Genomic DNA, 25,117 nt, shown 5'->3' on the forward strand with positions numbered 1-25,117 from the left:
TCTGAACTTAAATACTCCGAGTAAATATTCGATGCTATAGTTGCCGCCAGAAAGCGCCGCAGGCGTTTATTTGAGCGCGCCTCATGTACTGCCAGCCTAGTCCAATCACGCCCCAGAAAGGGATGCATTTGTCGTATTGCAGCCACACGAGTTTCAGCGCACCACGCCCTCGGCGCCCTGCGCTGCGCCGGCTCGCTCATACGATGCTGGCGGCAGGCATGGCGCTTTCGCTGCCGGTGCAGGCGGCGGCGCCCGGCATGGCGCCGGCACTGCTGTGGCCGTATGCTGCCGCCAGTGCCACTGCCCTGGCGGGACTGGCTTGCTGGCAATCCTGGCGCTTGCGCCAGCAGTTGCGCCGCCAGCCCCAGCCCGCGCATGCCCAGGCTGAGCAGGATGCCATGCAAGCCTTGCGCGGCGCCACCATGGCCGGCTGGACCTGGCGGCGCCAGTCCGACCGTCTGCAATTCGCGCCCCAATACCAGGACGTCTTGGGCGACAAGCATGCCCAGCTCGAGCATGCACTGGCCGACTGGCTGGCCGAAGTCCACCGCGATGACCGCGCGCGCCTGAGCCTGGCCTTTCGCCAGCATCTGGACGGCCAGACGCCCGGCACCTTCAATTGCGAATTCCGTTTGCGTCACAGCGACGGCCACTGGCGCTGGCTGCTGGCGCGCGGCGCCGTCCTGTCGCGCGCCTCGGATGGCGCCGCCACGCAGGCCAGCGGCATCGTCTGCGATATCAGCGAGCGCAAGCAGGACGAGCAATCGCGCATGCGTTCGATGCTGGAAGCGGCACCCGAAGCCATGCTGGTGGCCGACGTCGAGGGCAAGGTGCATTATGCCAACCAGATCGGCGCACGCTGCTTCGGCTATCCGCTGGCCGAATTGACAGGCATGTCGCTGGAGCAATTGGTACCGGAAAGCACGCCCAGCCAATCCGTGGGCGACCCGCAAGGGCGGCACAGCCTGCCGGGCCGGGTGATGATGGCGCGCCGCCGCGACGGTACGCACTTCCCCGCCAAGGTCAGCCTGTCGCCGCTGCGCATGGCCGGGCAAGTGTTTTCCATCGTCTCGCTGCGCGACATGACGCAGCGGCAACGCGCCGAGGAAGCGCTGCACGCCAGTTCGGAACGCTACCGCCTGATCGTGCAGACGGCCGCCGAAGGCATCTGGATGACGGATGCGAACGGCAAGACCACGTTCGTCAACCCGAAGATGGCGCACATGCTGGGCTACACGGTGCAGGAAATGCTGGGCCGTCCCCTGCTCGACTTCATGGACCGCGACAGCCAGTTGCTGATGCAGCGCCGCCTGGCCAGCCACGGCAGCTTCGCCAGCCAGCCGGACCAGGTCGATTTCCGTTTCTTCCGCAAGGATCAGTCCAGCCTGTGGGGCTTGCTGTCGAGTACCAGCATCCAGTCGGACAATGGCGAACCGGGCGGCACCCTGGCGATGATTACCGACATCACGGAGCGGCGCCAGGCGTCGATCGCGCTGTCGAACTCCAGCCAGCGCATGGCGTCCGTGTTCGGCGCCGTGACGAATGGCCTGGTGGTGCAGGACAGCCACGGCCACATATTGGAAAGCAACGCCGCCGCCGAACGCATGCTGGCGGCCAGTCCGGCCGGCAACAGCCTGTGGCAAGCCATCCGCGAAGACGGTTCCGCCTTCGACCAGCGCAGCCATCCCGTGCACATCACCCTGTCGACGGGCGAGGCCATGCGCGACGTGCTGATGGGCGTGCAGCAGCCCGACGGCAGCCTGTCGTGGCTATCCGTGAATACGGAAGCCATCCGCGATGAATACGGCAAGGTGGGCATGGTCGTGGCCAGCCTGACGGACATCACGTATCACAAGCGCAGCGAAAGCGCCTTGCGCGAACTCAATGAACATCTTGAAGAGCGCGTGGCGCAGCGCACGGAGCAGCTGGACCAGGCCAAGCAGGTGGCCGAAGAAGCGAGCCTGGCGAAGGGACAATTCCTGGCCAACATGAGCCATGAAATCCGCACGCCGATGAATGGCGTGATCGGCATGGCGTATCTCGCCCTGAAGACGGACCTGGAACCGCGCCAGCGCGACTACCTGGAAAAAATCCGCTTCGCCGGAGAACACTTGCTGGGCATCATCGACGATATCCTCGACATTTCGAAAATCGAGGCAGGCAAGCTGGAAATCGAGCGCGTCAACTTCAGTTTCGACCATGTGGTGCAAACGCTGATGACGGTGGTGGCGCCACGCGCCGCCGGCAAGAACCTGGAACTGCTGTTCGAGATCGACCCGCAATTGCCCGCCGTGCTCGTGGGCGACCCGCTGCGTCTGGGGCAGGTGCTGATCAACTACGCCAATAACGCCATCAAGTTCAGCGAACAGGGCAGCATTACCGTGAAAGTGCGCAGGGTGGTGGCGGACGCGAAACACTGCCTCGTGCGCTTTGAAGTGTGCGACCACGGCATCGGCCTGTCGCAGGATGAAATGAGCAAGCTCTTCCAGTCCTTCCAGCAGGCCGACACCTCCACCACGCGCGAATATGGCGGCACGGGCCTGGGCCTGGCCATCTGCAAGCAGCTGGCACAGCTGATGGGTGGCGACGTGGGCGTCGACAGCCGTCCCGGCGCCGGCAGCACCTTCTGGTTCACGGCCAACCTGGGCATTTCCGATCAGGCCGCGCCCGCCATGCTTGACAGCATGGTGCAGACGGCGGCCGCCATGCGCGCCAGCGCCGACGCGGCCCTGGTGATGCGCACGCTCAAGCATGCGCGCATCCTGCTGGTGGAAGACAATACGTTCAACCAGCAAGTGGCGCTGGAATTGCTGGAGGAAGCAGGCGCCTCCGTCTGCCTGGCCAACAATGGCGAAGAGGCGCTCGACCTGCTGCGCCAGACGCAGTTCGATTGCGTGCTGATGGACGTGCAGATGCCGCTGATGGATGGCTTGCAGGCAACGCGCCACATCCGCGCCGACCCGCAGCTGGCGCACCTGCGCGTGCTGGCCATGACGGCCACGGCCACCAGCGAAGACCGCGTGCGCTGCCTGGAAGCGGGCATGGACGATTTCATTTCCAAGCCCATCCAGCCGGCCATGATGTACCAGACCATCGCCAGCTGGCTGCCGGCGCACGAAACGCCGCCGCCACCGGCGCGCAGCCGCGCCGCGCCCGCCTTCAAGACCACCCTGGCCGGCGACCCGCAAGTGATCGACCTGTCCATCCTGGCCAAATTGCTGGGCTACAACCCGGAAAAGGTGCGCAAGTTCGCCTTCAAGTTCCTGCAGACCACGCAGGATGGCTTTGGCGACATCGATGCGGCCCTGGCGCGCGGCGACGTGCAGCAGGTGCGCGAACTGGGACACCGCATCAAGTCGTCGGCGCGCACCGTGGGCGCCCTGGGACTGGCCGAACTGTGCCACAACCTGGAAACCCTGGCGCCGGGCGAACCGGCCGACGAGGCAGAGCGGGCACGGCGCATCGTCACGCGCCTGTGGCCCCTGCTGGAACAGATTACCGAACAAATCATGAATAACACCAGCTTTGCCAATGACGATTAGCTATCGCCAAATTGGGTTGCGGCAAGGTATCGGCATCGACAGCGATGCATATCAACAGAAAGACATGACGATGAACACTGTATCAAACCAAACAAGCCAGGAACACAACGAAGCGGGCCTGGCGCCATTGCGCGTGCTGCTGCTGGACGACGACGTTTTCATGCTCGACGTGCTCAGCGACATGCTCGAGCAGATGGGCCAGTTCGACATCCGCTGCGAGTCGCACAGCGATCAGGCGCTGGCCACCCTCAAGCAGCACCAGCCCGATCTGCTGATCTGCGACCTGTCCATGCCCGACATCGACGGCATCGAATTCTTGCGCATGGCGGCGGAAAACGGCTTCCGCGGCGGCGTGGTCCTGCTGTCGGGCCTGCATTCGGCCGTACGCCTGGCGGCCGAGCGCCTGGCCATGGCGAATGGCCTGCATATCCTGGGCACCTTCCGCAAGCCGATGGAAAGCGCGGAATTGCAGCTCATGGTGAACTTGCAACTGCAGCACACGGCGCGTCTGGCCAACGTACAAGCCTGATCGAGGGGCCGGCCGGGAGGGCAGGCACGGCGCTGCAGGCCAGCAGGCATGCGGCTTTGCCGCCCTGCGGCCACGCACAGGAGGGATATGCTGGCGATATGCCTCAAGTTTTTCTGCAATAATCGCCACGCTTTGAAAAAATGGGTTATTATTTCAGCCATCCCCGCCTGCATACCTCTGGTCGCACCTTCCAAGACATTGAAGTCGTGCCCATTGTCCCCATCTTCTAACTGCATTCCAGGAAGCATGGATGGCGAACCAGCGTATGGTTAATTCCAGGCATTATTGATCCCACCCTCATTTGAGGAAAATATGAGCGAAAATATCAAACACATTAGCGATGCATCTTTTGAAGCAGACGTCCTGAAATCCGAGTTGCCAGTACTGGTCGACTTCTGGGCAGAATGGTGCGGTCCCTGCAAGGCCATCGCCCCTATCCTGGAAGAAGTGGCCAAGGAATATGCCGGCCGCATCCAGATCGCCAAGATGGACGTGGACGCCAACCAGGCAGTGCCTGCCAAATTCGGCATCCGCGGCATCCCGACCCTGATCCTGTTCAAGGATGGTGTTGCAGCTGCTCAAAAAGTGGGCGCCATGGCCAAGGGCCAGTTGACCGCTTTCGTCGACAGCAACATTTAATGTATGATGGGCAGCGCTGCGCCCGCAGCGCCGCCTGACTGGAACCACCGGGAAGCGGCTTTGCCTCATTCGTGCACAGCCTTCCCGAATAATTAATCAACGCCACGCAGTCCCCTCCCCTACCTTTACATCCCGTCTCGGGACACTCAACACATATGCATTTATCCGAACTAAAGGCCCTACACGTATCCGCCCTGCTTGAGATGGCGATCGGTCTTGACATTGACAACGCAGCCCGCTTGCGCAAACAGGAGCTGATGTTCGCTATCCTGAAAAAACGCGCCAAGTCCGGCGAACAGATTTTTGGCGATGGCGCCCTGGAAGTGCTGCCTGACGGCTTCGGCTTCCTGCGCTCGCCCGACGCCAGCTACATGGCGTCCACCGACGACATTTACATCTCCCCTTCGCAAATCCGCCGCTTCAATCTGCACACCGGCGATTCGATCGAAGGCGAGGTACGGACCCCGAAAGATGGCGAACGCTATTTCGCATTGGTCAAAGTCGACAAGGTCAACGGCGAATCGCCGGAGATGTCGAAACACCGCATCCTGTTTGAAAACCTGACGCCGCTGCATCCGAATGAGCCGCTGCGCCTGGAACGTGAAATGAATGGCCAGGAAAACATCACCGGCCGCATCATCGACCTGATCGCCCCGATCGGCAAAGGCCAGCGCGGCTTGCTGGTGGCATCGCCGAAATCCGGTAAATCCGTGATCCTGCAGCACATCGCCCATGCGATCACGGCAAATCATCCGGACATCACCCTGATCGTGCTGCTGATCGACGAACGTCCGGAAGAAGTTACCGAAATGCAACGTTCGGTCCGAGGCGAAGTCGTTGCCTCGACCTTCGACGAGCCAGCCACGCGCCACGTGCAAGTGGCCGAGATGGTGCTGGAAAAAGCCAAGCGCCTGGTCGAAATGAAAAAAGACGTGGTCATCCTGCTCGACTCGATCACCCGTCTGGCGCGTGCCTACAACACCGTCATCCCTGCCTCGGGCAAGGTCCTGACCGGTGGTGTCGACGCGAATGCGCTGCAACGTCCAAAACGCTTCTTCGGCGCCGCGCGCAATATCGAAGAAGGCGGCTCGCTGACCATCATCGCCACGGCGCTGATCGAAACGGGCTCGCGCATGGATGACGTGATCTTTGAAGAATTCAAGGGTACCGGCAACATGGAAGTGCATCTGGAACGCCGTCTGGCTGAAAAACGCGTCTATCCGGCAATCAACCTGAACAAATCGGGTACCCGCCGCGAAGAATTGCTGATCAAGCCGAACGAACTGCAAAAAATCTGGATTTTGCGCAAGTTGCTGTACTCGATGGACGAGATCGAGGCGATGGAGTTCATTCTCGACAAGATGAAAGCCACGAAGAACAACGCCGAGTTCTTCGACATGATGCGTAGAGGCGGCTAAAACCTACTGCGCGGCCACATTTTCGATCTCCGTTGCTCACTGTACTAAAGTACAGTTCCGCTACTCAATCGCAACTGTGGCCTGCTCGCTACGGTTTTATCTCGCCTCTCACTTAGGTGCAAGCCGCTCATTGAGCGGCTTTTTTATTGCCTGCAGCCGAAAAGCGCTATATAATCGACGGTTGCATTATTTTAAACCCTGGCAAGTGATCGGCAATCGGGTCAAGAAGCTGGACGACCGACGAAGTGCTGTTTGGCTACCAAACTAGAGAGAAGACCATGAAAGTCGATACCCATCCAGAATACCGCGAAGTTGTTTTCCACGATCTGTCGTGCGATTTCAAATTCGTTACCCGCTCGACCATCCAAACCCGCGAAAAAATCACCCACGACGGTAAAGAATACCCACTGGTGAAGATCGAGGTTTCGGCTGAATCGCACCCATTCTTCACGGGCAAGCACAAAATCGTCGATACCGCTGGTCGCGTCGAGAAGTTCCGTCAGAAGTTCGGTTCGGTTGGTTCGAAAACCGCAGTCGCAGCAGGCTAATTTTTGCCGCTCTGCGGCAAAAAAGGGCAGCTTCGGCTACCAAGAAAAAGGCAGCCACGGCTGCCTTTTTTGTCTTTGGCCGCTTTACTTTATACTCGCGCATACCCGACGCCATTCGTCGCGTCTTGCCATTTTTTTCTGATACCGACTATCGATGAAGCCAGTCCGCCTTCCCGCCGCTGCCACACTCGCGCTGCCACGATGGGCCTTGTTTGCGCTCGGCCTGCTGTACATCCTGCCTGGCCTGATCGGCCGCGAACCGTGGAAGAACGATGACGCCGCCAGTTTCGGCATCATGTGGACCATGGCGCATGGCGGCCTGAACGACTGGCTGTGGCCCAACGTGGCCGGCCTGTCGCTGCCCGATGAAGGCCCGCTGGCCTTCTGGCTGGGCGCCATCTTCATCAAGCTGTTCGGCTGGATCGACGGCGACGTCTTTGGCGCGCGCATGTCGACCATCGGCATCTTCGTCGTCAGCACCCTGTCCGTCTGGTACACCGCCTTCAACCTGGGCCGCCGCAACGATGCCCAGCCGCTGCGCCTGGCCTTCGGCGGCCAGCCCGAGCCGGACGATTTCGGCCGCACCCTGGCCGATGCGGCCGTGCTCATCTACCTGGGCTGCCTGGGACTGCTGCAGCACAGCCACGACATCACGGCCGAAGCGCTGTACGTGTCCCTGATGGCCTATTTGCTGTACCGCGCCGTGCGCTACATGGAAGGCCCATCCGTCCGCAATGCGGCCCTGCTGGGCCTGGCGATGGGCGGCCTGACCCTCGCGCGCGGCTGGATCACGCCGGCAGCGCTGAGCATTGCCCTGCTGCTGTGCACCGTCTTCCTGCGCCTGCCGCTGCTGCGCAGCGTGCGCCACCTGGCGCTGGCCATCCTGATCGGCGCCGCGCTGACCCTCGTCTGGCTGCTGCCGGGCGAATGGCTGCAACCATATGGCCACTCGCCGCTGCACGCGTGGATGGAATGGAATTGCCGCCAGTTCAGCGCCCCGAGCCTGAAAAGCCTGCAGTATTTCTTGCGTGTCGGCATCTGGTTCTTCTGGCCAGCATGGCCGTTCGCCGCCTGGGCCGTGTATGCCTGGCGCCGCCAGCACCACGTGCTGCACATCGTCGTGCCGCTGACCTTTGTCGCCATGCTGGCCATCCTGGGCCTGTGCCATCCCGATCCCGACCCGAGCCAGCTGCTGCCGCTGCTGCCGCCGCTGGCCGTGATGGCCGCGTTCGGCTTGCTGACCATGAAACGGGGCGCCATCAACGCTATCGACTGGTTCTCCGTGATGGTGCTGACCATTTGCGCCCTTGCGCTGTGGCTGTTCTGGTTCGCCATCCTGACGGGCTGGCCGCCGAAACTGTCGCATAATGCCCTGAAACTGATGCCAGGCTTCAAGCCCGAACTCGACTTGCTGGCCTTTTTCGTGGCCGCCTGCGCCAGCGCGGGCTGGGTGGCGCTGGTGCACTGGCGCATCTCGCGCCAGCCGGCCGTGCTGTGGCGCGCCGTGGTCCTGTCGTCCGGTGGCCTGATCCTGATCTGGGTGCTGATCATGACCTTGTTCCTGCCGCCGTTGAACTACAGCAAGAGCTACGCCAGCGTGGCGCACCAGATTTCCGTCCACCTGCCGCCAGGCAGCAAGTGCATCAACAGCAACGTCGGCGCCGCACAGCGCGCCTCGTTCGCCTACTTCGGCCACCTGCCGTTTGCCAGCGTGGGGCAGCAGCAATGCGATGTGTTCCTGTTGCAAGACAGCATCAAGGTGCCTGACAGCAAGGAACAACTGCCCGAGCACCATGGCGCGGACTGGATCAAGCTGTGGGAGGGGCGCCGTCCCACGGATGACGTGGAACGTTTCCGCCTGTACCAGCGCGTCAGGTAAGCAGCAAAAAACCGGGCCAGCCCCGGTTTTTTTATGTCCGCAAAACAATCACTATCGACAGGAAAAGTGTTGCTTTTAAATATAGTTAATTACCTAAATTGAACTAGAATTGTTTTTTAGATTATAATGATGGCCTGCGCGATGGCGGTGTCTTGCTTTCCCGCCCTATTCGTCCCCCAATTCACTATGAGATTGTCCATGAAATTATTTACTGCCCGTACCTTGCCGCTCATCAGCGCCGCCCTGTTCGCCTTCTCTTTCAGCGCTTCGGCCCAGGCAACCGTGATTGACCTCGGCGTCGCCAATGGCTACTCGGCCTTCATCTTCGGCAACATCGGCAGCAGCGGCGCCAGCGGCTTCACCAGCGTCGGTGGCAGCATCGCCGCCGGCGGCAATATCTATCTGGACAACTACAACGTCGGCACGAACAAAAAGCCAGGCAGCGCGGCCAACGCGATCGTTGCTGGCGGCAACCTGAACACTGGCTGGGGCACCATCGGTGGTTCCGCCGTGTATGGCGTCAGCAATCCCAACGCCACCTTGACAGCGCCACAATGGTTCCCAACCGGCAGCATCAGCAAAGGCAACGCTTCCACCCTGGACTTCGCGGGTACCAAGCAACAACTGACGACCCTGTCGGGCGACGTGGCCAAGCTGCAATCGAACGGCACCGTGCTTTCGCAAAACAATGGCTTCAAGCTGGTGGGCGACATCAACGCCGACGTGAATATTTTCAACATCGATGCGTCGAACCTGCATAACCTGACCCTGGACCTGTCCTCGCTGAAAAGCACGGCCAGCATCATCATCAACGGCACGGCCACCAACATCACCTTGAGCGGCGGCTTCGACAATTTCGGCAGCTTCGCCGACCGCACGCTGCTGAACTTCGCCAATGCCACCACCACCAGCCTGAACAACGTCGGCATCAACGGCAGCATCCTGGCGCCGAACAGCGCGTTTTCCGGTTCGGGCAGCATGAACGGCACCCTGGTCGCCAATTCGGTCAGCTCGATCAATTACAGCCACGTGTCGATGAACGGCTCCGGCTTCAACACGGTCAGCGTGTCGGCCGTGCCGGAACCAGGCACCTACGCCATGCTGCTGGCCGGCCTGGGCTTGCTCGCCTTTGTACGCCGCCGCACGCCAGCGCGCGCACCGCAAGCCGCGATGGCCTGAGCTTTACGCTGAATCAATAAAAAACACCGGGCCGCGCGAGCGTCCCGGTGTTTTTTTATGGGCTGGCGAAAGACTTAGTCCGCGCCCAGCCCCAGATCCGTCGCCACCTGCTTGCGCAACAGGTATTTCTGGATCTTGCCCGTCACCGTCATGGGGAATTCCTCGACGAAGCGCACGTAGCGGGGAATCTTGTAATAGGCGATCTGCCCATCGCAAAAGGCGCGGATGTCCTCGCTGGTGGCCTGCGTGCCCGGACGCAGGATGATGCAGGCGCACAACTCTTCGCCATACTTGGCGTCCGGCACGCCCACGCATTGCACGTCGAGCACGCTCGGGTGGCGGTACAGGAATTCTTCGACTTCGCGCGGATAGATGTTTTCGCCGCCACGGATGACCATGTCCTTCGAGCGGCCGACGATGCTGCAAAAGCCGTTGTCGTCGATCACGGCCAGGTCGCCCGTGTGCATCCAGCGCGCCGCATCGATGGCCTCACTGGTTTTTTCAGGGTCGCCCCAGTAGCCCTGCATCACGGAATAGCCGCGCGTGAGCAATTCGCCCTTTTCGCCGCGCGGCACGATGCGCCCTTCCGCATCGATGATTTTCACTTCCAGGTGCGGGTGAACCCTGCCGATGGACGACACGCGCATTTCGCGCGGGTCCTCGATCGCCGTCTGGAAACTGACGGGCGACGTTTCCGTCATGCCATACGCAATCGTGATCTCCGCCATGTGCATCAGCTCGATGACCCGCGTCATGACTTCCATCGGGCACGGCGAACCGGCCATGATGCCGGTGCGCAAATTCGACAGATCGTATTGCTTGAAATCAGGATGGTCGAGGATGGCGATGAACATGGTCGGCACGCCATGCAGCCCCGTGCAGCGCTCGGCCTGCACGGTTTCCAGCACGGCTTTCGGGTCAAACCCTTCGCCGGGAAACACCATGGCCGCGCCATGCGTGACGCAGGCCAGGTTGCCCAGCACCATGCCGAAGCAGTGGTACAGGGGCACGGGAATGCACAAGCGGTCCTGTTGCGTCAGGCGCATGGCTTCGCCGATGAAAAAGCCGTTGTTGAGGATATTGTGGTGCGTCAGGGTCGCGCCCTTCGGCGCGCCCGTGGTGCCGGATGTGAACTGAATGTTCACGGCGTCGTCAAACTGCAAGGTAGCGCTCACTTCTTCCAGGTGCGCCAGGTCGGCGTCGGCAATGCCCTCCATCAGGGCGTCGAAATTGTGCATTCCGGGTGTCGCGGCCGTGCCCAGGCGGATCACGTGGCGCAATTGCGGCAGGCGCGACGACTGCAGGGCGCCGGCGCGCGAACGTGCGATTTCCGGCACCACGTCTTGCACGATGGCCAGATAGTCGCTGGACTTGAAGCTGGGCGACAGGATCAGCGCGCTGCATTGCACCTTGTCGAGCACGTATTCGAGTTCCGAACGCCGGTAGGCGGGGTTGATGTTGACCATGATCAAGCCGGCTTTCGCCGTGGCAAACTGGGTCAGCACCCATTCGGCGCAATTCTGCGACCAGATGCCGACCCGGTCGCCCGGCTGCAAGCCCAGCTTCAGCAAGCCGGCGGCCAGGCGGTGCACGCGCTGCTGGAATTCCAGATACGTCCAGCGCACGTTCTGGTGCGCCACGATCAGGGCATCCTGCTGGCCATGGCGGGCGGCGATGCCGTCCAGGTAGGCGCCTATCGTTTCGCCGATCAACGGCGTCTCGTGGGCGCCATGTACATAACTGATTGCTTGCATGCTGTCTCCAGGGTGTGTGGCGCGGCGCGCTCTTGTTATCGTCTTCGATGCAGAAAATTATAGCCGCAACCGCCCCCGCCATGCGTCAGCTTGCTGTAATGTGCAGGCCAGCACATCCGACACTCACGGCACCATGACAGGCAATACGCAGCACCCGCCCGAACAGGGCTTCATCCTGACCCGCCACTGGCGCGATACCAGCGCCGGCACGGAAGTCGATTTCTGGCTGGCAACGGATGCCGGCCCCCGCCACGTGCGCCTGCCCGTGCAGACGGCCGTCGCCTTCCTTCCCATGGAGCAGCAGGAACAGGCGCAACAGCTGTTGCGCGGCGAGCGCCATGCGGAGCTGCGTCCCCTGTCGCTGTGCGATTTTCATCACCGTCCCGTGCTGGGCTTGTACTGCAAGCAATACCGGCACTTGCTGAAGCTGGAAAAGCAGCTGCGCGCGCACGGCATCGACGTGTACGAAGCCGATATCCGCCCGCCCGAGCGCTATCTGATGGAACGCTTCATCACGGCGCCGGTAATATTCAGCGGAGAAACACTGCAGGAAGTGCAGCTGAAACCGGCGCCCGGCTACCGCCCCACATTGAAACTGGTGTCGCTCGATATCGAGACGACGGCCCATGGCGAGCTGTATTCGCTGGCCCTGGAAGGCTGCGGCCAGCGCCAGGTCTACATGCTGGGCCCGCCAAATGGCGTCGATGGGGAACGCGACTTCGACCTCGAGTACTGCGACAGCCGCGCACAGATACTCGAGCGCCTGAACACATGGATGGAGCGCCACGATCCGGACGCCATCATCGGCTGGAACCTGGTGCAGTTCGACTTGCGCGTGCTCAAGCAACATGCAGAGCGTTATCAAGTACCGTTGAGGCTGGGACGGGGCGGCGCCGTGATGGAATGGCGCGAACATGGCGGCAAGCAGGAGCACTATTTTGCGGCCGCCGCAGGCCGGCTGATCATCGACGGCATCGAAGCCCTGAAGTCGGCGACGTGGAATTTTTCCTCGTTCAGCCTGGAGAACGTGGCGCAGACGCTGCTGGGCGAAGGCAAGTCCATCGACAATCCCTACCAGCGCATGGCAGAGATCGACCGGCGTTTCCGCGAAGATAAACCGGCGCTGGCCCGCTACAACCTCAAGGATTGCGAGCTGGTCACGCGCATCTTCGCCAAGACCGAGCTGTTGACTTTCCTGCTGGAACGGGCCAGCGTGACGGGCCTGGCGGCCGACCGCAGCGGCGGCTCCGTGGCCGCGTTCGAACACCTGTACTTGCCGCTGATGCACCGGCAAGGTTACGTTGCGCCCAACCTGGGCGACGTGTCCGGCGACAACAGTCCGGGCGGCTTCGTCATGGATTCCCAATCGGGCCTGTACGACTCCGTGCTGGTGCTCGACTATAAAAGCCTGTACCCGTCCATCATCCGCACGTTCCTGATCGACCCCGTGGGCCTGGTGGTGGGCACCAGCGGCGACGAGGCCGATACCGTGCCCGGCTACCGTGGCGCGCAGTTTTCAAGGGTCAAACATTGCCTTCCCGCCATCGTGCAACAGGTGTGGCAAGGCCGCGAGACGGCCAAGCGCGAGCGCAACGCGCCCCTGTCGCAAGCGTTAAAGATCATCATGAACGCGTTCTATGGCGTGCTGGGCTCGAGCGGCTGCCGCTTTTTCGACCCGCGCCTGGCCTCCTCGATCACCTTGCGCGGCCACGACATCATGCACCGCACGCGCGAGCTGATCACGGAACAGGGCTACCAGGTCATCTACGGCGACACGGATTCCACCTTCGTGTGGCTGAAAACGGCGCATACGGATGAAGAAGCGGGCAAGATCGGCCGCGCCCTGGTGGCGCACGTGAATGCGTGGTGGGATGCCCACTTGCGCGACGAGTTCGGCCTGGAGAACGCGCTGGAACTGGAATTCGAGACGCATTACCGGCGCTTCCTGATGCCCACCATCAGGGGCTCGGAAGAAGGCAGCAAGAAGCGCTATGCTGGCCTGGTGGGCAAGCCCGACGGCAGCGAACAGATGGTCTACAAGGGCCTGGAAACCGTGCGCAGCGACTGGACGCCGCTGGCGCAGCAATTCCAGCAAGCCTTGTACCTGCGCATCTTCCAGCGCGCCGCCTACCAGGACTATGTGCGCGACTACGTGGCGCGCACCGTGCGCGGCGAATTCGACGCTCTATTGGTTTACCGCAAGCGCCTGCGCCGCCCGCTCGACGACTACCAGCGCAACGTGCCGCCCCATGTGCGCGCGGCACGCACGGCCGACGCCTACAACCTGGCGCAGGGCCGGCCGCTGCAATACCAGAACGGCGGCTGGATCAGCTATGTCATCACGGTGGCCGGCCCGGAACCGCTGGAAACGCAGCGCTCGCCCATCGATTACCACCATTACCTGACGCGCCAGCTGCAGCCGGTGGCCGACGCGATCCTGCCGTTCCTGGGCGACGATTTTTCGCGCCTTGTATCGGGCCAGCAGGATTTGTTTTAAATCAATTTTACTGACCGGCATGACCAAGCTGAGGTAATATCGGCGCCTGCCGGGCTTATCTGCCCCTGTTTGCAGGCGCTGTGCGCCGCGGCAGCGTAAAATACGCCATGGCGAAAGAATAAGAGCAGTACCCAAGAAGAAGATGCCGCTCCAGACGAGAATCGTTCGTAAGAAGATTGTCGCCACTGAAAGGGCGCATAATTTATCACTATGTTGAACCAGTACGCCGGACTGCCCATCGTCCGCCGGCTAATTTTTGAATGAATTGATACCATGACCGAGATCACGTCCTTAAGAGACATCCCGCAAAAAAATATCTTCCGCAAGGGCGACACCTTTGTGCTGTTCGGCGAGCTGTTCGGCCGCGGCTATGTAAATGGCTTGCTGGACGAAGCGCGCAAGGCGGGCATGAATATCGTCGGCATGACGGTTGGCCGCCGCGATGAAAACATGGCGCTGCGTCCGTTGAATGCGGAAGAGCTGGCGGAAGCCGAAGCCAACTTGGGCGGCCGCATCATCAATGTGCCGCTGATGGCCGGTTTCGACCTCGACGCGCCAGCGGGCGAACCGACCCCGACAGCCCTGCTGGCCGACATGACCCTGAAAAGCTGGCAAGAAGACAAGCTGGACTGGGCGCAGATCGAACGCTGCCGCGAAGCCGGCATCGCCCGCTTCAGCGCTTCCGTGGCGAAAGCCATGGCCGAGCTGGACAGCCTGATTCCCGACGGCAGCAATGTATATTTCGCCCACACCATGGCTGGCGGCATTCCGAAAGTCAAGGTCTTCCTGGCGATTGCCAACCGCATCTATAAAGGCCGCGGCGAGCGCTTCATGTCCTCGCGCGCCCTGCTCGACAGCGACCTGGGCAAGCTGATCCTGATGAACTTCGACGAAGTCACGGCCAACACCCTGCAGCACCTGATCGACGGCAGCGCCGCCATCCGCGCCCGCATCGAGCAAACGGGCGGCCAGGTGCGCTACAGCGCCTACGGCTACCACGGCACGGAGATCTTGATCGACGGCAAGTACCAGTGGCAAACCTACAGCAACTACACCCAGGGCCTGGCCAAGATGCGCCTGGAAAACGTGGCCAAGGCCGCATGGGACAAAGGCATCAAGGCCACCGTCTTCAACTGCCCGGAAATCCGCACGAACTCGTCCGACATTTTCGTCGGCGTGGAACTGTCCCTGTTCCCCCTGCTCGACGCGCTGAAAAAAGAAGGCGGCGCAGCCTGGGCCGAAGAGCAGTGGAAAATCTGCCAGGGCTTGCTGGAAGACGGCGTCTCGCTGCAAGACTTGCTCGACCGTATCGCCGCCTACAATGGCGACGCCACCAGCGTGCAGTTCCGCAACTTCGCCGCCTGGCCGATGGACAACACGCCAGAGCTGGCCGACGTCATGATCGGCACCTCGGACGACATCACCAAGCTGCACAAGGACCGCAAGGAACTGATCACAGACCACCTGAGCTCGCTGGTCCTGGAAGGCACGGGCCCGCTGATGTTCCACGCCATGTCGGAGCCGCAAGCGCCCGTCGTCTGGCTCAACCACGACATCATCGCGCGCCAGCTGAACTCCGTGCATAACTGATACCGGCCCAGCCGCTGTCCGACAACGCCGTCCCGGGCCCGCGCCCCGGACGGCGTTTTTCATGCAAAGCCAGCATCCGATTAATGGGCTAAACCGTATGCCAAGCGAAAAACTTGCCGTATCGCGATAAATCAGTGATAATGCGTCTCGCGTTGCCGGGATGGCGGAATAGGTAGACGCACGGGACTCAAAATCCCGCGCTGGAAACAGCGTGCCGGTTCGATTCCGGCTCCCGGCACCACAGAACACTTTAGTCGTAGCTGATCAAACCCGCCCATCGCCAGATGCTGCGGGTTTTTTTATGTCAGCGCCCCAGCCTGCGCTCCAGCCCCGCCTTCACTCCATCCCACTCCGTATCGATCACGCTGAAACGCACGGAGTTGCGCTTGCGCCCGTCCGGCATGATGCGTTCGTGGCGCACGATGCCTTCCTGCACCGCGCCCAGGCGCACAATGGCGGCGCGCGACTTGGCGTTCAGCTCGTCGGTCGTGAATTGCACGCGCACGGCCTGCATGGCCTCGAAGGCATGCGTCAGCAACAGCAATTTCGCTTCCGTGTTCACGCCCGAACGCTGCACGGAGGCGGCCAGCCAGGTGTGGCCGATTTCCATCTTGCGGTTGATACGGTCGATCTTCCAGAAGCGCGTGCTGCCGACGATGGCACCCGTGGACTTTTGCACGATGACGAAGGGCATGACAGTGCCGGCGCGCCGTCCTTCCAGGGCCGTGGCGATGTAGGCGGCCATGGTGGCGGGGCCGGGCACCACGGTCACCGTCATGTTCCACAGTTCGCCATCGGCGGCCGCCTGCAGCAGCTGTGGCCCGTGCTCCGGCTGCAGCGGCAGCAGCTCAACGAGTTGGCCGCGCAGGGCGATCTCCATCGCTTGCTCCTTCCGGCTATCCAAACGGCCGCACGCCAAACAGCACGCCATGCAACCAGAATGCCAGCAGCAGCCACAACACGCAACCCGCGCCAGTGGCGATCAGGGTGCCTGCCATGGTGCCGCCCTGATAGGCCACCCCGGCCGCGCGGTCGCGCTGCACGGCGGCATACAGATCAACGGATGACCAGACAAGGAAGCCGCCGAACAGCAGCACGTCGGCCACGTTGCCGTTGGCCAGCAGATGCGCGACGGCCCACAGTTGCGTGCCCAGCAGCATGGGATGGTGCGCCCAGGTCTTGATATGGTTGCGCGGCACATTGGCCGCCGCCAGTAAAATCAGCGAGAACAGCATCAGCAGGGCACTGATGTGGCGCAAGCCCATGGGCGGCGTCCACAGCACCTGCGGTTGCTGGCGCGCCAGGCCATAGCCCCAGATGATCAGGCCCAGCCCGGCGAACGCCACGAGGGAATACAGCCCCTTCCAGCGCTTTTCGCCGAGACGCGCCAGCTGGGCGCTGCGCCAATCGTCGGCGACGATGCGTACCGAATGCAAGCCCAGGAACAACAACAAACCGAGTATCAGCACCGTCATCGTCCACTCCCCAGTCCATATCCTCTATCCAGCATACGCGGCACCATGGCCGCTGCCTTCCGCGCAGATCAACGTTCTTCGCGATAGTAGTCGCAGCCCTCGAACGTGGTCCGCAGCGCCTGCTGGAGCTGGGCGTAGCGCTCGGGCGTCAAGTTGAAACGCACGTCGATCTGGCCATCGTCATCCATCTGCATGGCGGCCTCGGCATCCATCTGCACGGACAGGCGGTTCGGATGCAGGATCACGGCGTGCATGTGGCCATACCAGGCAAATTCCTGGCCGCAGTATTCGATATACGGTTCGTCCATGCCCATGGCCACGTCCTGCTCGTCATACTCGTCGGCGCGCTGCAGCATCAGGTAGACGGGCTCGCCTTTGCCGGCTGGCGCGGCCAGGGTGGTGATCAGGGCGGCGTCTTCATTGATGACGGACAACTCGGTGGCGGTAAATCCTGCGGACATGGCGTGCTTTCAACAATTCAAGGGATGCCGCCACCATAGCGCAAAAGCGGCATGGGTAACATAGCGCGCGGCGAAAAAAGCCTGCCGTCACGAAAATCCATCGCCGCCTATAATTACCGCTCCAAACTATTTCTACAGGAGACCGCCTTGACCGCAGCATCGCCCTACACCATCCGCCTGGCCATTCCCGCCAGCGCCACCTACCAGCACCTGCGCGTCGCCGCCGGCCTGAGCGCGAAAACCACGGAGGCGGCCGCCAGGGGCTTGCCGAATTCCCTGTTTGCCGTGCAAGTGCTGCATGGCGACGAGGTGGTGGGCATGGGCCGCATCATCGGCGATGGCGGCTGCTTCTTCCAGGTGGTCGATATCGCCGTGCTGCCGGCCCACCAGGGCAAGGGCTTGGGCAAGCTGATCATGCGCGAAATCCGCCAGTTCATCGATAGCGACGTGCCGGAAAGCGCGTATGTCAGCCTGATCGCCGACGGCCAGGCGCAAGACCTGTACGCGCAATTCGGTTTCAAGCACACGGCGCCCGCCTCCGTCGGCATGGCGCTGAAGCGCTAGGCGCCCGATGCCGGCCTGGCTCGTATGCACCATGGCATTCGCGCTGCTGTTGAGCGCTGCCGCCTGGCAGGCCGAGCGCGCGCTGCAGCGGCGCGGCCGCACGACGCGCTGGCTGTGGCTGGCGGCCATCGCCGCGTCCGTCCTCCTGCCCCTGGCGTGGCTGCCCGGCGTGCTGGCGGCCATGCCGGCGGAACAGGCGCAGCTGAAACTGGGCTGGTTCATGCTATCGAGCGGCATGCTGCTGCTGTTGGCGCTGCGCAGCGCCTGGCTGCTGTCGCACCAGCAGCGCTGGCAAAAAGCCACCTTGCTGGGCACGCCCGTCTTCCTGAGCGGCGGCATCGGTCCCTGCGTAGCGGGGCTGCTGCGGCCCCGCATCGTGATGCCCGTCTGGCTGCAACTGATTCCGCCGCCACAGCAGACGCTGCTGCTGGCGCACGCACAATGCCGGCTGGCCGCGCGCGACCCGCTGCTGCTGGCCATGACATACGCCTTGATCGTGCTCATGCCGTGGAACCTGCCCCTGTGGTGGCAGCTGCACCGGCTGCGCTTTGCCATCGAAGTCGATTGCGACGCGCGCATGCTGGCGCACGGCCACGCGCTGCGCGACTATGCCTTCGTCCTGCGCCGGCACGGCCAGTATTATTCGGGACTGACGGGCGCCTCGCCCATCGTGCTGATCGACCCGCTAGCGCTGCGCCGGCGCCGCCATCTGATGGCCAGATTTACCCGGAACCAGGCGGCGAACTTGCTATAGTAGCGGCAACGCCGCGCAATGCGCCCGCGCTCCCGGCTCCCCCTTCAGAAATCAGAGAGATACCATGCTTTACCTGCTTGCCATCGTGATCGTCATCGCCCTGCTGTACTACGTCTTCAGTGGCCGTACGCCCGCCAAACCGCTGCACAAGCCGCTCATGTCGGTGCGCCAGTACGTGCCGGCGATTCCTGCGGGCGCACCCGCGCATCACTGGAGCGATGAGGGGCGCTTTGCGTCGGAAGTGGAAAACGAATCGATGTACCAGCCCGCCATCGCCAAACTGGCCGGCGAGCATGGTCCCGGCAATGCGGAAGAAAAATGCCTGGCCCTGCTCGTCTGCGACGATGCCAATCCGTTCCAGGACAAGGCCATCGCCGTCTTCATCGATGGCCAGCTGGTGGGCTACCTGTCGCACAACGACGCGCTGCGCCTGCGCCGCAACCTGGGCCGCATGGACCTGGTGGGCCAGCTGACCTCGTGCGACGCCGTCATCCGCGGCGGCGGCCTGTGGAATGGCAAGCGTTTGTCGTACGCCGTCTGGCTGGACTTGCAGCCCTACAACTAACACCTATGCCGTGCGCGCCTGCCTGACGGCGCGCGTGGCGATAAAGCTGGGCAAATACTTTTCAATTTCAAAGCGCGGGTGGGGATGCATTTCCTCGTGGTATCCCGCCAGCACGAAGCCCGCCGCCAGCTGGCCGCCGATCTGGCTATCCAGGCCATGGCCGAAGATCAGTGCCTCGCCCCTCTCCATGCGCGCCGCCAGCGCGTCCGGCGGCATATCCTCCACATCCGAATACGGCAGCACGAAACGGGGCCGTATCAAGCCCTGTTTTGCCCATTGCGGGTCGCGGTCGCCGATGAACACGGCCGGGTTGAAAAAGCTGCTCAAGAGCACGCCGCCGTCGGCCAGCACGCGCGCGCATTCGCGCCACACGGGGGCAATGTCCGGCACGTACTGGTTCGACACGGGATGGACGATGACATCGAAGCTGGCATCGGCAAAGCAGGCCAGGTCGCGCATGTCGCCCTGCACGGTGGCCAGCTGCAAGCCGTCGCGTTCGGCCACCATGCGGTCTTTCGCCAGTTGCTGCTCAGACAGGTCGAAGACGGTCACCTGCGCGCCGGCAGCCGCCAGCACGGGCGCCTGTTGCCCGCCGGCGCCGGCCAGGCACAGGATGCGCTTGCCTTGCACGGCGTCCAGCCAGCCGGCCGGCAGAGGTCCGGGCGTCAGGTGGATTTGCCACTGCCCGGCGCGTGCCGCCGCGATGGTGGCGCTGTCGACGGGCTGCGACCATGGACTGTTCTGTGCAGCCTGGGCATCCCAGGCTTGCTGATTATGCCGCAAGAAGTTGTTACCTAAAGGCATCGTCATCCTTTCAGAAAAAAGCAGGACGCAAATGTAGCATCACACCAGGCACGACGTCGCACTTTGCAAAAAAACCACATAATTCCTGTGCACAACTTCCTCGCCAGCACCACCATTCCACGGGCACGGCAAGGTGGGCGGCCTACTTTCGCGCATGGGCACGGCTTGCACGACAGGGAAAATAATTACAATTAAGATATTTGTTTCCTGAAATCTGGTAAGGTAATCCGCATCGATCACCCGCAGTGGCGGCAGGCGCACACGCCAGCGCCAAACGCGTCACCTGTTTGCCTACGATGATACCTGCCAGCGTCCAGCACCTGTTCCACGTTCCCGCCGATCCGGCCCAGCTGCATCACGGCGTGCATGCGCCGGGACTGGTGCTGCTGTCGCTGGTGATCGCCATTTTCACGTCGTGGATGGCTTTCCAGATGACGGCGTACAGCCGCGCGCAGGCGAGCATCAGCCGCCGCTTGCACCTGCTGTGCCTGCTGGCCGGCAGCCTGGCCCTGGGCTGCGGCGTGTGGGCCATGCATTTCATCGGCATGCTGGCCTTCGAGCTGGGCACCAGCGTCGCCTACGATCCGGGCCTGACCTTGCTGTCCATCGTGCCCAGCGTGGCGGCCTCGTTCGTCGCCCTGGCCACCATCAGCCGGCGCACCGTCACGGCGCCGCTGCTGCTGCGCAGCGGCTTGCTGGTGGGCCTGGGCATCGGCGCCATGCATTACACGGGCATGCACGCCATGCGCATGGGCTTGTCGCTACGCTACGAACCACTGCTGTTCGCGCTGTCGCTCGCCGTTGCCGTGGCGCTGGCCACCCTGGCCCTGTGGATACGCTTCGGCCTGCGCGGCTGGAGCAGCCGCATAGCCGCAGCGCAGCGCACGCTGATCAGCGCCTGCGTCATGGGTTGCGCGATTACCGGGATGCATTACATGGGCATGCAGGCGGCCCGCTTCGTGGGAACGATTCCCCCAGGCAATGATGCCGATGCCAACCGGCCCATGCTGGTGATCAGCGTGACCCTGCTGACCATCGCCCTGACGATCCTGGTCGCCTCGGCCGTGGGCATCTTGCGCTACCGCGAACTGTTTCGCCACCTGAACCAGAGCGAACACTGGACGCGTTCGCTGCTGACGAGCACGGTCGACGGCGTCATCACCATCGACCGCCACGGCAGCATCGTCGACTTCAACGGTGCCGCCGAGCGCATCCTCGGCTGGCGCTCGGCGGAAATCGTCGGCCGCCATGTCAGCGTGCTGGTCAGCGACGTGCGCCAGTCGGAACAGAACGGCCTGCTGTACTACCTGCGCACGGGCGAAGGCGATGCGTCCCACGCCAGCGAGGAAATCGTCTACCTGCGCAAGGATGGCGCCCCCGTGGCCGTGCAGCGCTCGATGGCCAGCGCGCGCCTGGCCGACCAGGATTTATATGTGCTGTTCATTACGGACATCAGCGAACGGCGCGCCATGCTGGCCGCCCTGCGCGAAAGCGAGCAGCAGTTGCGCTCGCTGATCGGCAATATTCCCGGCATCGCCTTTCGCTGCACCACGGCGGAAAACCAGCCCATGCTGTTCATCAGCGATGGCGTGGAAGCCATCACCGGCTATCCGCCCGCCGACTTTCTCGGCGCCGTGCCGCGCCGCACCATCACGGGCCTGATCGCCAGCGAAGAGCGCGCCTACGTCATCGATGTCTTCAACCACAGCGTCGCCAGCGGTGAGCCCTACCTGCTTGAATACCGGCTGCTGCATGCCGACGGCACGGCGCGCTGGCTGTGGGAGCGGGGCACCGTCGTGCACGATGCGGCAGGCGCCGTGCGCTGGGTCGACGGCGTCATCCTCGACATCAGCGAACGGCGGCAAATGGAGGAAGACTTGCGCATGGCCAAGGAAAAAGCGGAGCTGGCGGCCGCCACGCGGGCCAGCTTTGTCGCCAACATGAGCCATGAAATCCGCACGCCGATGAATTCCATCCTCGGTTTCACGGATGTGCTGCTGGACTCGCCACTGGCGCCCGAGCAGCGGCGCCACCTCGATACCGTGCGCCAGTCCGGCCGCTCACTATTGCGCCTGCTCAACGAAGTACTCGATACGGCCAAGCTGGACAAGGGTGCCATGGCGCTGGAATTGCGCGACTACAGCCTGCTGGCGCTGGTCGATGAACTGGCATCCACGTATGGCATCCATGCACGCGCCAAGGGCTTGCGCATGGAGGTGCAGTACGACCCGCAACTGCCGGCCGTGCTGCATGGCGACGAATTACGCATGCGGCAAGTGCTGGGCAACCTGCTCGACAACGCCATCAAGTTCACGCCCGGCGGCGCCGTCAGCCTGGCGGCGCGCTTCGAGGATGGCCAGCTGCACCTGCTGGTGCAGGACAGCGGCATCGGCATCCCCGCGGAACGGCGCGACGCCATCTTTGAACCGTTCGTGCAAGCGGACGCCTCGACCACGCGGCGCTTTGGCGGCACGGGCCTGGGCACCACCATCAGCCGGCAACTGGTGACGCTGATGCAGGGGCGCATCTGGGCCGATGCCGCCTTGCCGCACGGCAGCGTGTTCCACGTCATGCTGCCCTTGCTGCCGGCACGCCAGGCGGCGCTGCCCGCCAGCGAACGCCGCAGCGTGCGCCTGCCGCCCCTGCGCGTGCTGGCCGCCGACGACGTGCCGCAAAACCTGGAACTGCTGAGCTTACTATTGGGCAAGCGCGGCCATACGGTGGTGACGGCCGGCGATGGCGCGCAAGCCTTGCAGCTGGCGCAGCAGGACGACTTCGACATTCTGCTGCTGGACTTGCAAATGCCGCGCATGGATGGGCTGGCCGCCACGCAAGCCATCCGTGCCGCCGCCCTGCGCGATGGCCGCCCGCGCGTGCCCGTGATCGCCATGACGGCCAGCGTGCTCGATGCGCACCGCAAGGCGGCGCGGGCGGCCGGCATGGACGGTTTCGCCACCAAGCCCGTCGAGTGGCAGGCGCTGTCGCAGGAAATCGCCCGCGTGCTGGGCCTGGCGGCAGAAGCTGGCGACGATGGCGGCGAACCGGCGGCGCCCGCTGGCGGACGGGTGCTGCACCACGCGGGCGCCCTGCAGCGCTGGGCCGGCAACGACAGTGCCTACCACGCGGCGCTGGCCCGTTTCGCACGCGAGCATCCCCGCTTGCCGCCTGCCCTGCTGGCCGCCATCGAGGCGCGCGATCACGCGGCGCTCTTGCCGCACAGTCACCAATTGCGCGGCGTGGTGGCCAACCTGGGACTGGAGCAACTGGCCGCCAGCCTGGCGGCGCTGGAGCAATGCTGCGCCGGTCCCGCTCCCGCCACGGCCCAGCAGCTCGACGAGACCTTGGGCGCCCTGCTGACGCAATGGCCGGCGGCCCTGGCCGCCATCGCCCGGCTGGCGCCGCCTGCATTGCCAGCGGCAACGGCGGGGGCCATCGATGCGCCCGCCGCCCGGCAAGCGGCCAGTTCCCTGCTGCACGCCTTGCGGCGCGGCGAACTCGATGACGCGGCGCAAGCACAGTTGCAGCACGCCATGGGCGCGCAAGCGGACGCGCTGGCGCCGCTGCGGCATGCCATCGACGATTTCGATTTCCCTCTGGCACAGTCGCTCTTGCACGACTTGCTGCACACCTTCGCACCGGAGTCCCCATGAATGCACCCGCCAGGCCCGTGATTCTCGTCGTCGACGATGAGGCGGCCAATTTGCAATTGCTGCGCCAGATATTGCAGAACGACTACGCGCTGCTGTTCGCCAAGGATGGCGCGCGGGCACTGGAACTGGCGCAGCAGGAACGCCCGGCCCTGATCCTGCTCGACGTGATGATGCCGGGCATGAGCGGCCACGACGCCTGCCGCCAGCTGAAAGCCGCGCCACTGACGGCCGCCATTCCCGTCATTTTCGTCACGGCCCTGAACGACATGCGCGACGAACTCAGTGGTTTTGAAGCGGGCGCCGTCGATTACATCACCAAGCCGCTCAGTCCCGCCATCGTGCGCGCCCGCGTGCGCACGCACCTGTCGCTGGTGCGCATCGATGAATTGAAGGAAACGCGGCTGCAGATCGTCCAGCGCCTGGGCCTGGCGGCAGAATACAAGGACAATGAAACGGGCTTGCACGTGATCCGCATGAGCCATTACGCGCGCCTGCTGGGCGTGGCCGCCGGCATGGACGAGGCCGCCGCAGAAGACCTGCTGCACGCGGCGCCCATGCACGACGTGGGCAAGATCGGCATCCCCGACCGCATCCTGCAAAAGCCGGGCAAGCTCGACGCGGATGAATGGGCCATCATGCAGACGCACACGCGCATCGGCGGCGACATTATCGGCGAACATGCGCAAGGCGGCATGCTGGCGCTGGCGCGCGAGATCGCCCTGTCGCACCATGAAAAATGGGATGGCAGCGGCTACCCGAACGGCTTGGCGGGCGAAGCGATTCCCCTGGCGGGGCGCATCGTCGCCGTGGCCGACGTCTTCGACGCGCTGACTTCGGTGCGCCCGTACAAGCGCGCGTGGTCGGTACTGGACGCCGTCGGCTATCTGCAAGGGCAACAAGGCAGCCATTTCGATGCGCGGCTGGTCGAGCTGTTTGTGCAGGAACTGCCCGCCATCGACGCCATCCGGCTGCGCTGGGCAGAGAAAGAGGAACACCACGCGCCCGCTTGAAGAATGAACTCCCGCCACGCCCAGCGTTGTTGCGTCACACAGGGAAGTGCCGGACAGATGGCGCCGGCGCCGATGCAGACCACTGGAAAGGCAAGGAGTTCAATGCCATTATGGCTGGCGACGGGCCAAACATTTTGATGCACATCAAATGGATCAGCATTTCCTGGCTGTGGACTTGCGGATGGCCATGGCCCGTGTTTTTTTGACCCACATCAAGCCCAGCATAAGAAAACCGCCCGCCAGCAAGGCAATGCTGGAC

18 protein-coding genes, 1 tRNA gene and 2 pseudogenes are annotated in these 25,117 nt (G+C 63.1%); 16 read left to right on the forward strand and 5 right to left on the reverse strand.

The window, feature by feature from the left end; all coding sequences use genetic code 11:
* Positions 1-218: 218 nt before the first annotated feature.
* The 8 genes and pseudogenes from CSQ92_RS17780 to CSQ92_RS29665 all read left to right on the forward strand — a co-directional run.
* Positions 219-3,542, forward strand: coding sequence for a PAS domain-containing hybrid sensor histidine kinase/response regulator (locus CSQ92_RS17780; RefSeq protein WP_099395102.1), 3,324 nt, complete (start codon positions 219-221; stop codon positions 3,540-3,542).
* Between the two features lie 70 nt (positions 3,543-3,612).
* Entirely contained in the window at positions 3,613-4,071 is a 459-nt protein-coding gene (locus tag CSQ92_RS17785; protein WP_070281875.1) for a response regulator, read from the forward strand.
* A gap of 312 nt (positions 4,072-4,383) precedes the next feature.
* Complete coding sequence (gene trxA / locus CSQ92_RS17790; RefSeq protein WP_034780502.1) at positions 4,384-4,710, forward strand: thioredoxin TrxA; 327 nt, start codon at positions 4,384-4,386, stop codon at positions 4,708-4,710.
* A 155-nt stretch (positions 4,711-4,865) separates the two neighbouring features.
* On the forward strand, positions 4,866-6,128 hold the full coding sequence (rho, locus tag CSQ92_RS17795) for a transcription termination factor Rho (protein WP_034746249.1): 1,263 nt from the start codon (positions 4,866-4,868) through the stop codon (positions 6,126-6,128).
* A 278-nt stretch (positions 6,129-6,406) separates the two neighbouring features.
* Complete coding sequence (locus CSQ92_RS17800) at positions 6,407-6,676, forward strand: type B 50S ribosomal protein L31 (protein WP_034746247.1); 270 nt, start codon at positions 6,407-6,409, stop codon at positions 6,674-6,676.
* 154 nt (positions 6,677-6,830) lie between these two features.
* Positions 6,831-8,555, forward strand: coding sequence for an ArnT family glycosyltransferase (locus tag CSQ92_RS17805; RefSeq protein ID WP_034780504.1), 1,725 nt, complete (start codon positions 6,831-6,833; stop codon positions 8,553-8,555).
* A 198-nt stretch (positions 8,556-8,753) separates the two neighbouring features.
* Positions 8,754-9,557, forward strand: a pseudogene (locus CSQ92_RS17810) (choice-of-anchor A family protein); the annotation flags it as partial.
* Between the two features lie 54 nt (positions 9,558-9,611).
* A pseudogene (locus CSQ92_RS29665) lies at positions 9,612-9,734 on the forward strand (PEP-CTERM sorting domain-containing protein); the annotation flags it as partial.
* Between the two features lie 74 nt (positions 9,735-9,808).
* Here the strand turns inward: CSQ92_RS29665 and CSQ92_RS17815 are convergent.
* Positions 9,809-11,488, reverse strand: a complete 1,680-nt coding sequence (locus tag CSQ92_RS17815) for an AMP-binding protein (protein ID WP_099394935.1) — start codon at positions 11,486-11,488, stop codon at positions 9,809-9,811.
* A 133-nt stretch (positions 11,489-11,621) separates the two neighbouring features.
* Here CSQ92_RS17815 and CSQ92_RS17820 point away from each other — a divergent pair, with 133 nt between their 5' ends.
* The 3 genes from CSQ92_RS17820 (at position 11,622) to CSQ92_RS17830 (ending at position 15,816) form a co-directional block, all read left to right on the forward strand.
* Positions 11,622-13,985, forward strand: a complete 2,364-nt coding sequence (locus CSQ92_RS17820) for a DNA polymerase II (protein ID WP_099394936.1) — start codon at positions 11,622-11,624, stop codon at positions 13,983-13,985.
* A 273-nt stretch (positions 13,986-14,258) separates the two neighbouring features.
* Positions 14,259-15,575 (forward strand): enoyl ACP reductase FabMG family protein, encoded by a 1,317-nt coding sequence (locus tag CSQ92_RS17825; protein WP_034780514.1) that lies wholly within the window; start codon positions 14,259-14,261, stop codon positions 15,573-15,575.
* A 154-nt stretch (positions 15,576-15,729) separates the two neighbouring features.
* Positions 15,730-15,816, forward strand: a tRNA-Leu gene (locus CSQ92_RS17830).
* Between the two features lie 63 nt (positions 15,817-15,879).
* On the opposite strand, the gene CSQ92_RS17835 is transcribed toward CSQ92_RS17830, so the two are convergent.
* The 3 genes from CSQ92_RS17835 to CSQ92_RS17845 form a co-directional block, all read right to left on the reverse strand.
* Positions 15,880-16,455, reverse strand: a complete 576-nt coding sequence (locus tag CSQ92_RS17835) for a GNAT family N-acetyltransferase (protein WP_099394937.1) — start codon at positions 16,453-16,455, stop codon at positions 15,880-15,882.
* A gap of 16 nt (positions 16,456-16,471) precedes the next feature.
* Positions 16,472-17,050 (reverse strand): NnrU family protein, encoded by a 579-nt coding sequence (locus CSQ92_RS17840; protein ID WP_099394938.1) that lies wholly within the window; start codon positions 17,048-17,050, stop codon positions 16,472-16,474.
* Between the two features lie 68 nt (positions 17,051-17,118).
* Positions 17,119-17,511: an Imm10 family immunity protein gene (locus CSQ92_RS17845; RefSeq protein ID WP_099394939.1), complete on the reverse strand. Its 393-nt coding sequence runs from the start codon at positions 17,509-17,511 to the stop codon at positions 17,119-17,121.
* Positions 17,512-17,658: 147 nt separating this feature from the next.
* Here CSQ92_RS17845 and CSQ92_RS17850 point away from each other — a divergent pair, with 147 nt between their 5' ends.
* The 3 genes from CSQ92_RS17850 to CSQ92_RS17860 all read left to right on the forward strand — a co-directional run bounded on the left by CSQ92_RS17850 (position 17,659) and on the right by CSQ92_RS17860 (position 19,394).
* A complete protein-coding gene (locus CSQ92_RS17850) occupies positions 17,659-18,075 on the forward strand; it encodes a GNAT family N-acetyltransferase (protein ID WP_034780821.1) in 417 nt (138 codons plus the stop codon).
* Positions 18,076-18,082: 7 nt separating this feature from the next.
* Positions 18,083-18,829: a M56 family metallopeptidase gene (locus tag CSQ92_RS17855; RefSeq protein ID WP_099394940.1), complete on the forward strand. Its 747-nt coding sequence runs from the start codon at positions 18,083-18,085 to the stop codon at positions 18,827-18,829.
* Between the two features lie 64 nt (positions 18,830-18,893).
* Positions 18,894-19,394 (forward strand): hypothetical protein, encoded by a 501-nt coding sequence (locus tag CSQ92_RS17860; RefSeq protein ID WP_099394941.1) that lies wholly within the window; start codon positions 18,894-18,896, stop codon positions 19,392-19,394.
* Positions 19,395-19,397: 3 nt separating this feature from the next.
* On the opposite strand, the gene CSQ92_RS17865 is transcribed toward CSQ92_RS17860, so the two are convergent.
* Positions 19,398-20,204, reverse strand: coding sequence for a class I SAM-dependent methyltransferase (locus CSQ92_RS17865; RefSeq protein ID WP_092607514.1), 807 nt, complete (start codon positions 20,202-20,204; stop codon positions 19,398-19,400).
* Positions 20,205-20,494: 290 nt separating this feature from the next.
* Here CSQ92_RS17865 and CSQ92_RS17870 point away from each other — a divergent pair, with 290 nt between their 5' ends.
* Together CSQ92_RS17870 and CSQ92_RS17875 are read left to right on the forward strand one after the other, a co-directional pair.
* The gene (locus tag CSQ92_RS17870) at positions 20,495-23,848 is read left to right on the forward strand and encodes an MHYT domain-containing protein (RefSeq protein ID WP_099395103.1); all 3,354 of its coding nucleotides are present in this window, start codon (positions 20,495-20,497) and stop codon (positions 23,846-23,848) included.
* Complete coding sequence (locus CSQ92_RS17875) at positions 23,845-24,858, forward strand: response regulator (protein WP_099394942.1); 1,014 nt, start codon at positions 23,845-23,847, stop codon at positions 24,856-24,858. Before CSQ92_RS17870 ends, CSQ92_RS17875 begins: the two co-directional genes overlap by 4 nt.
* The last annotated feature ends 259 nt before the right edge of the window (positions 24,859-25,117 follow it).

It is taken from the genome of Janthinobacterium sp. BJB446 (assembly GCF_002735655.1).
GTDB lineage: Bacteria > Pseudomonadota > Gammaproteobacteria > Burkholderiales > Burkholderiaceae_D > Janthinobacterium > Janthinobacterium lividum.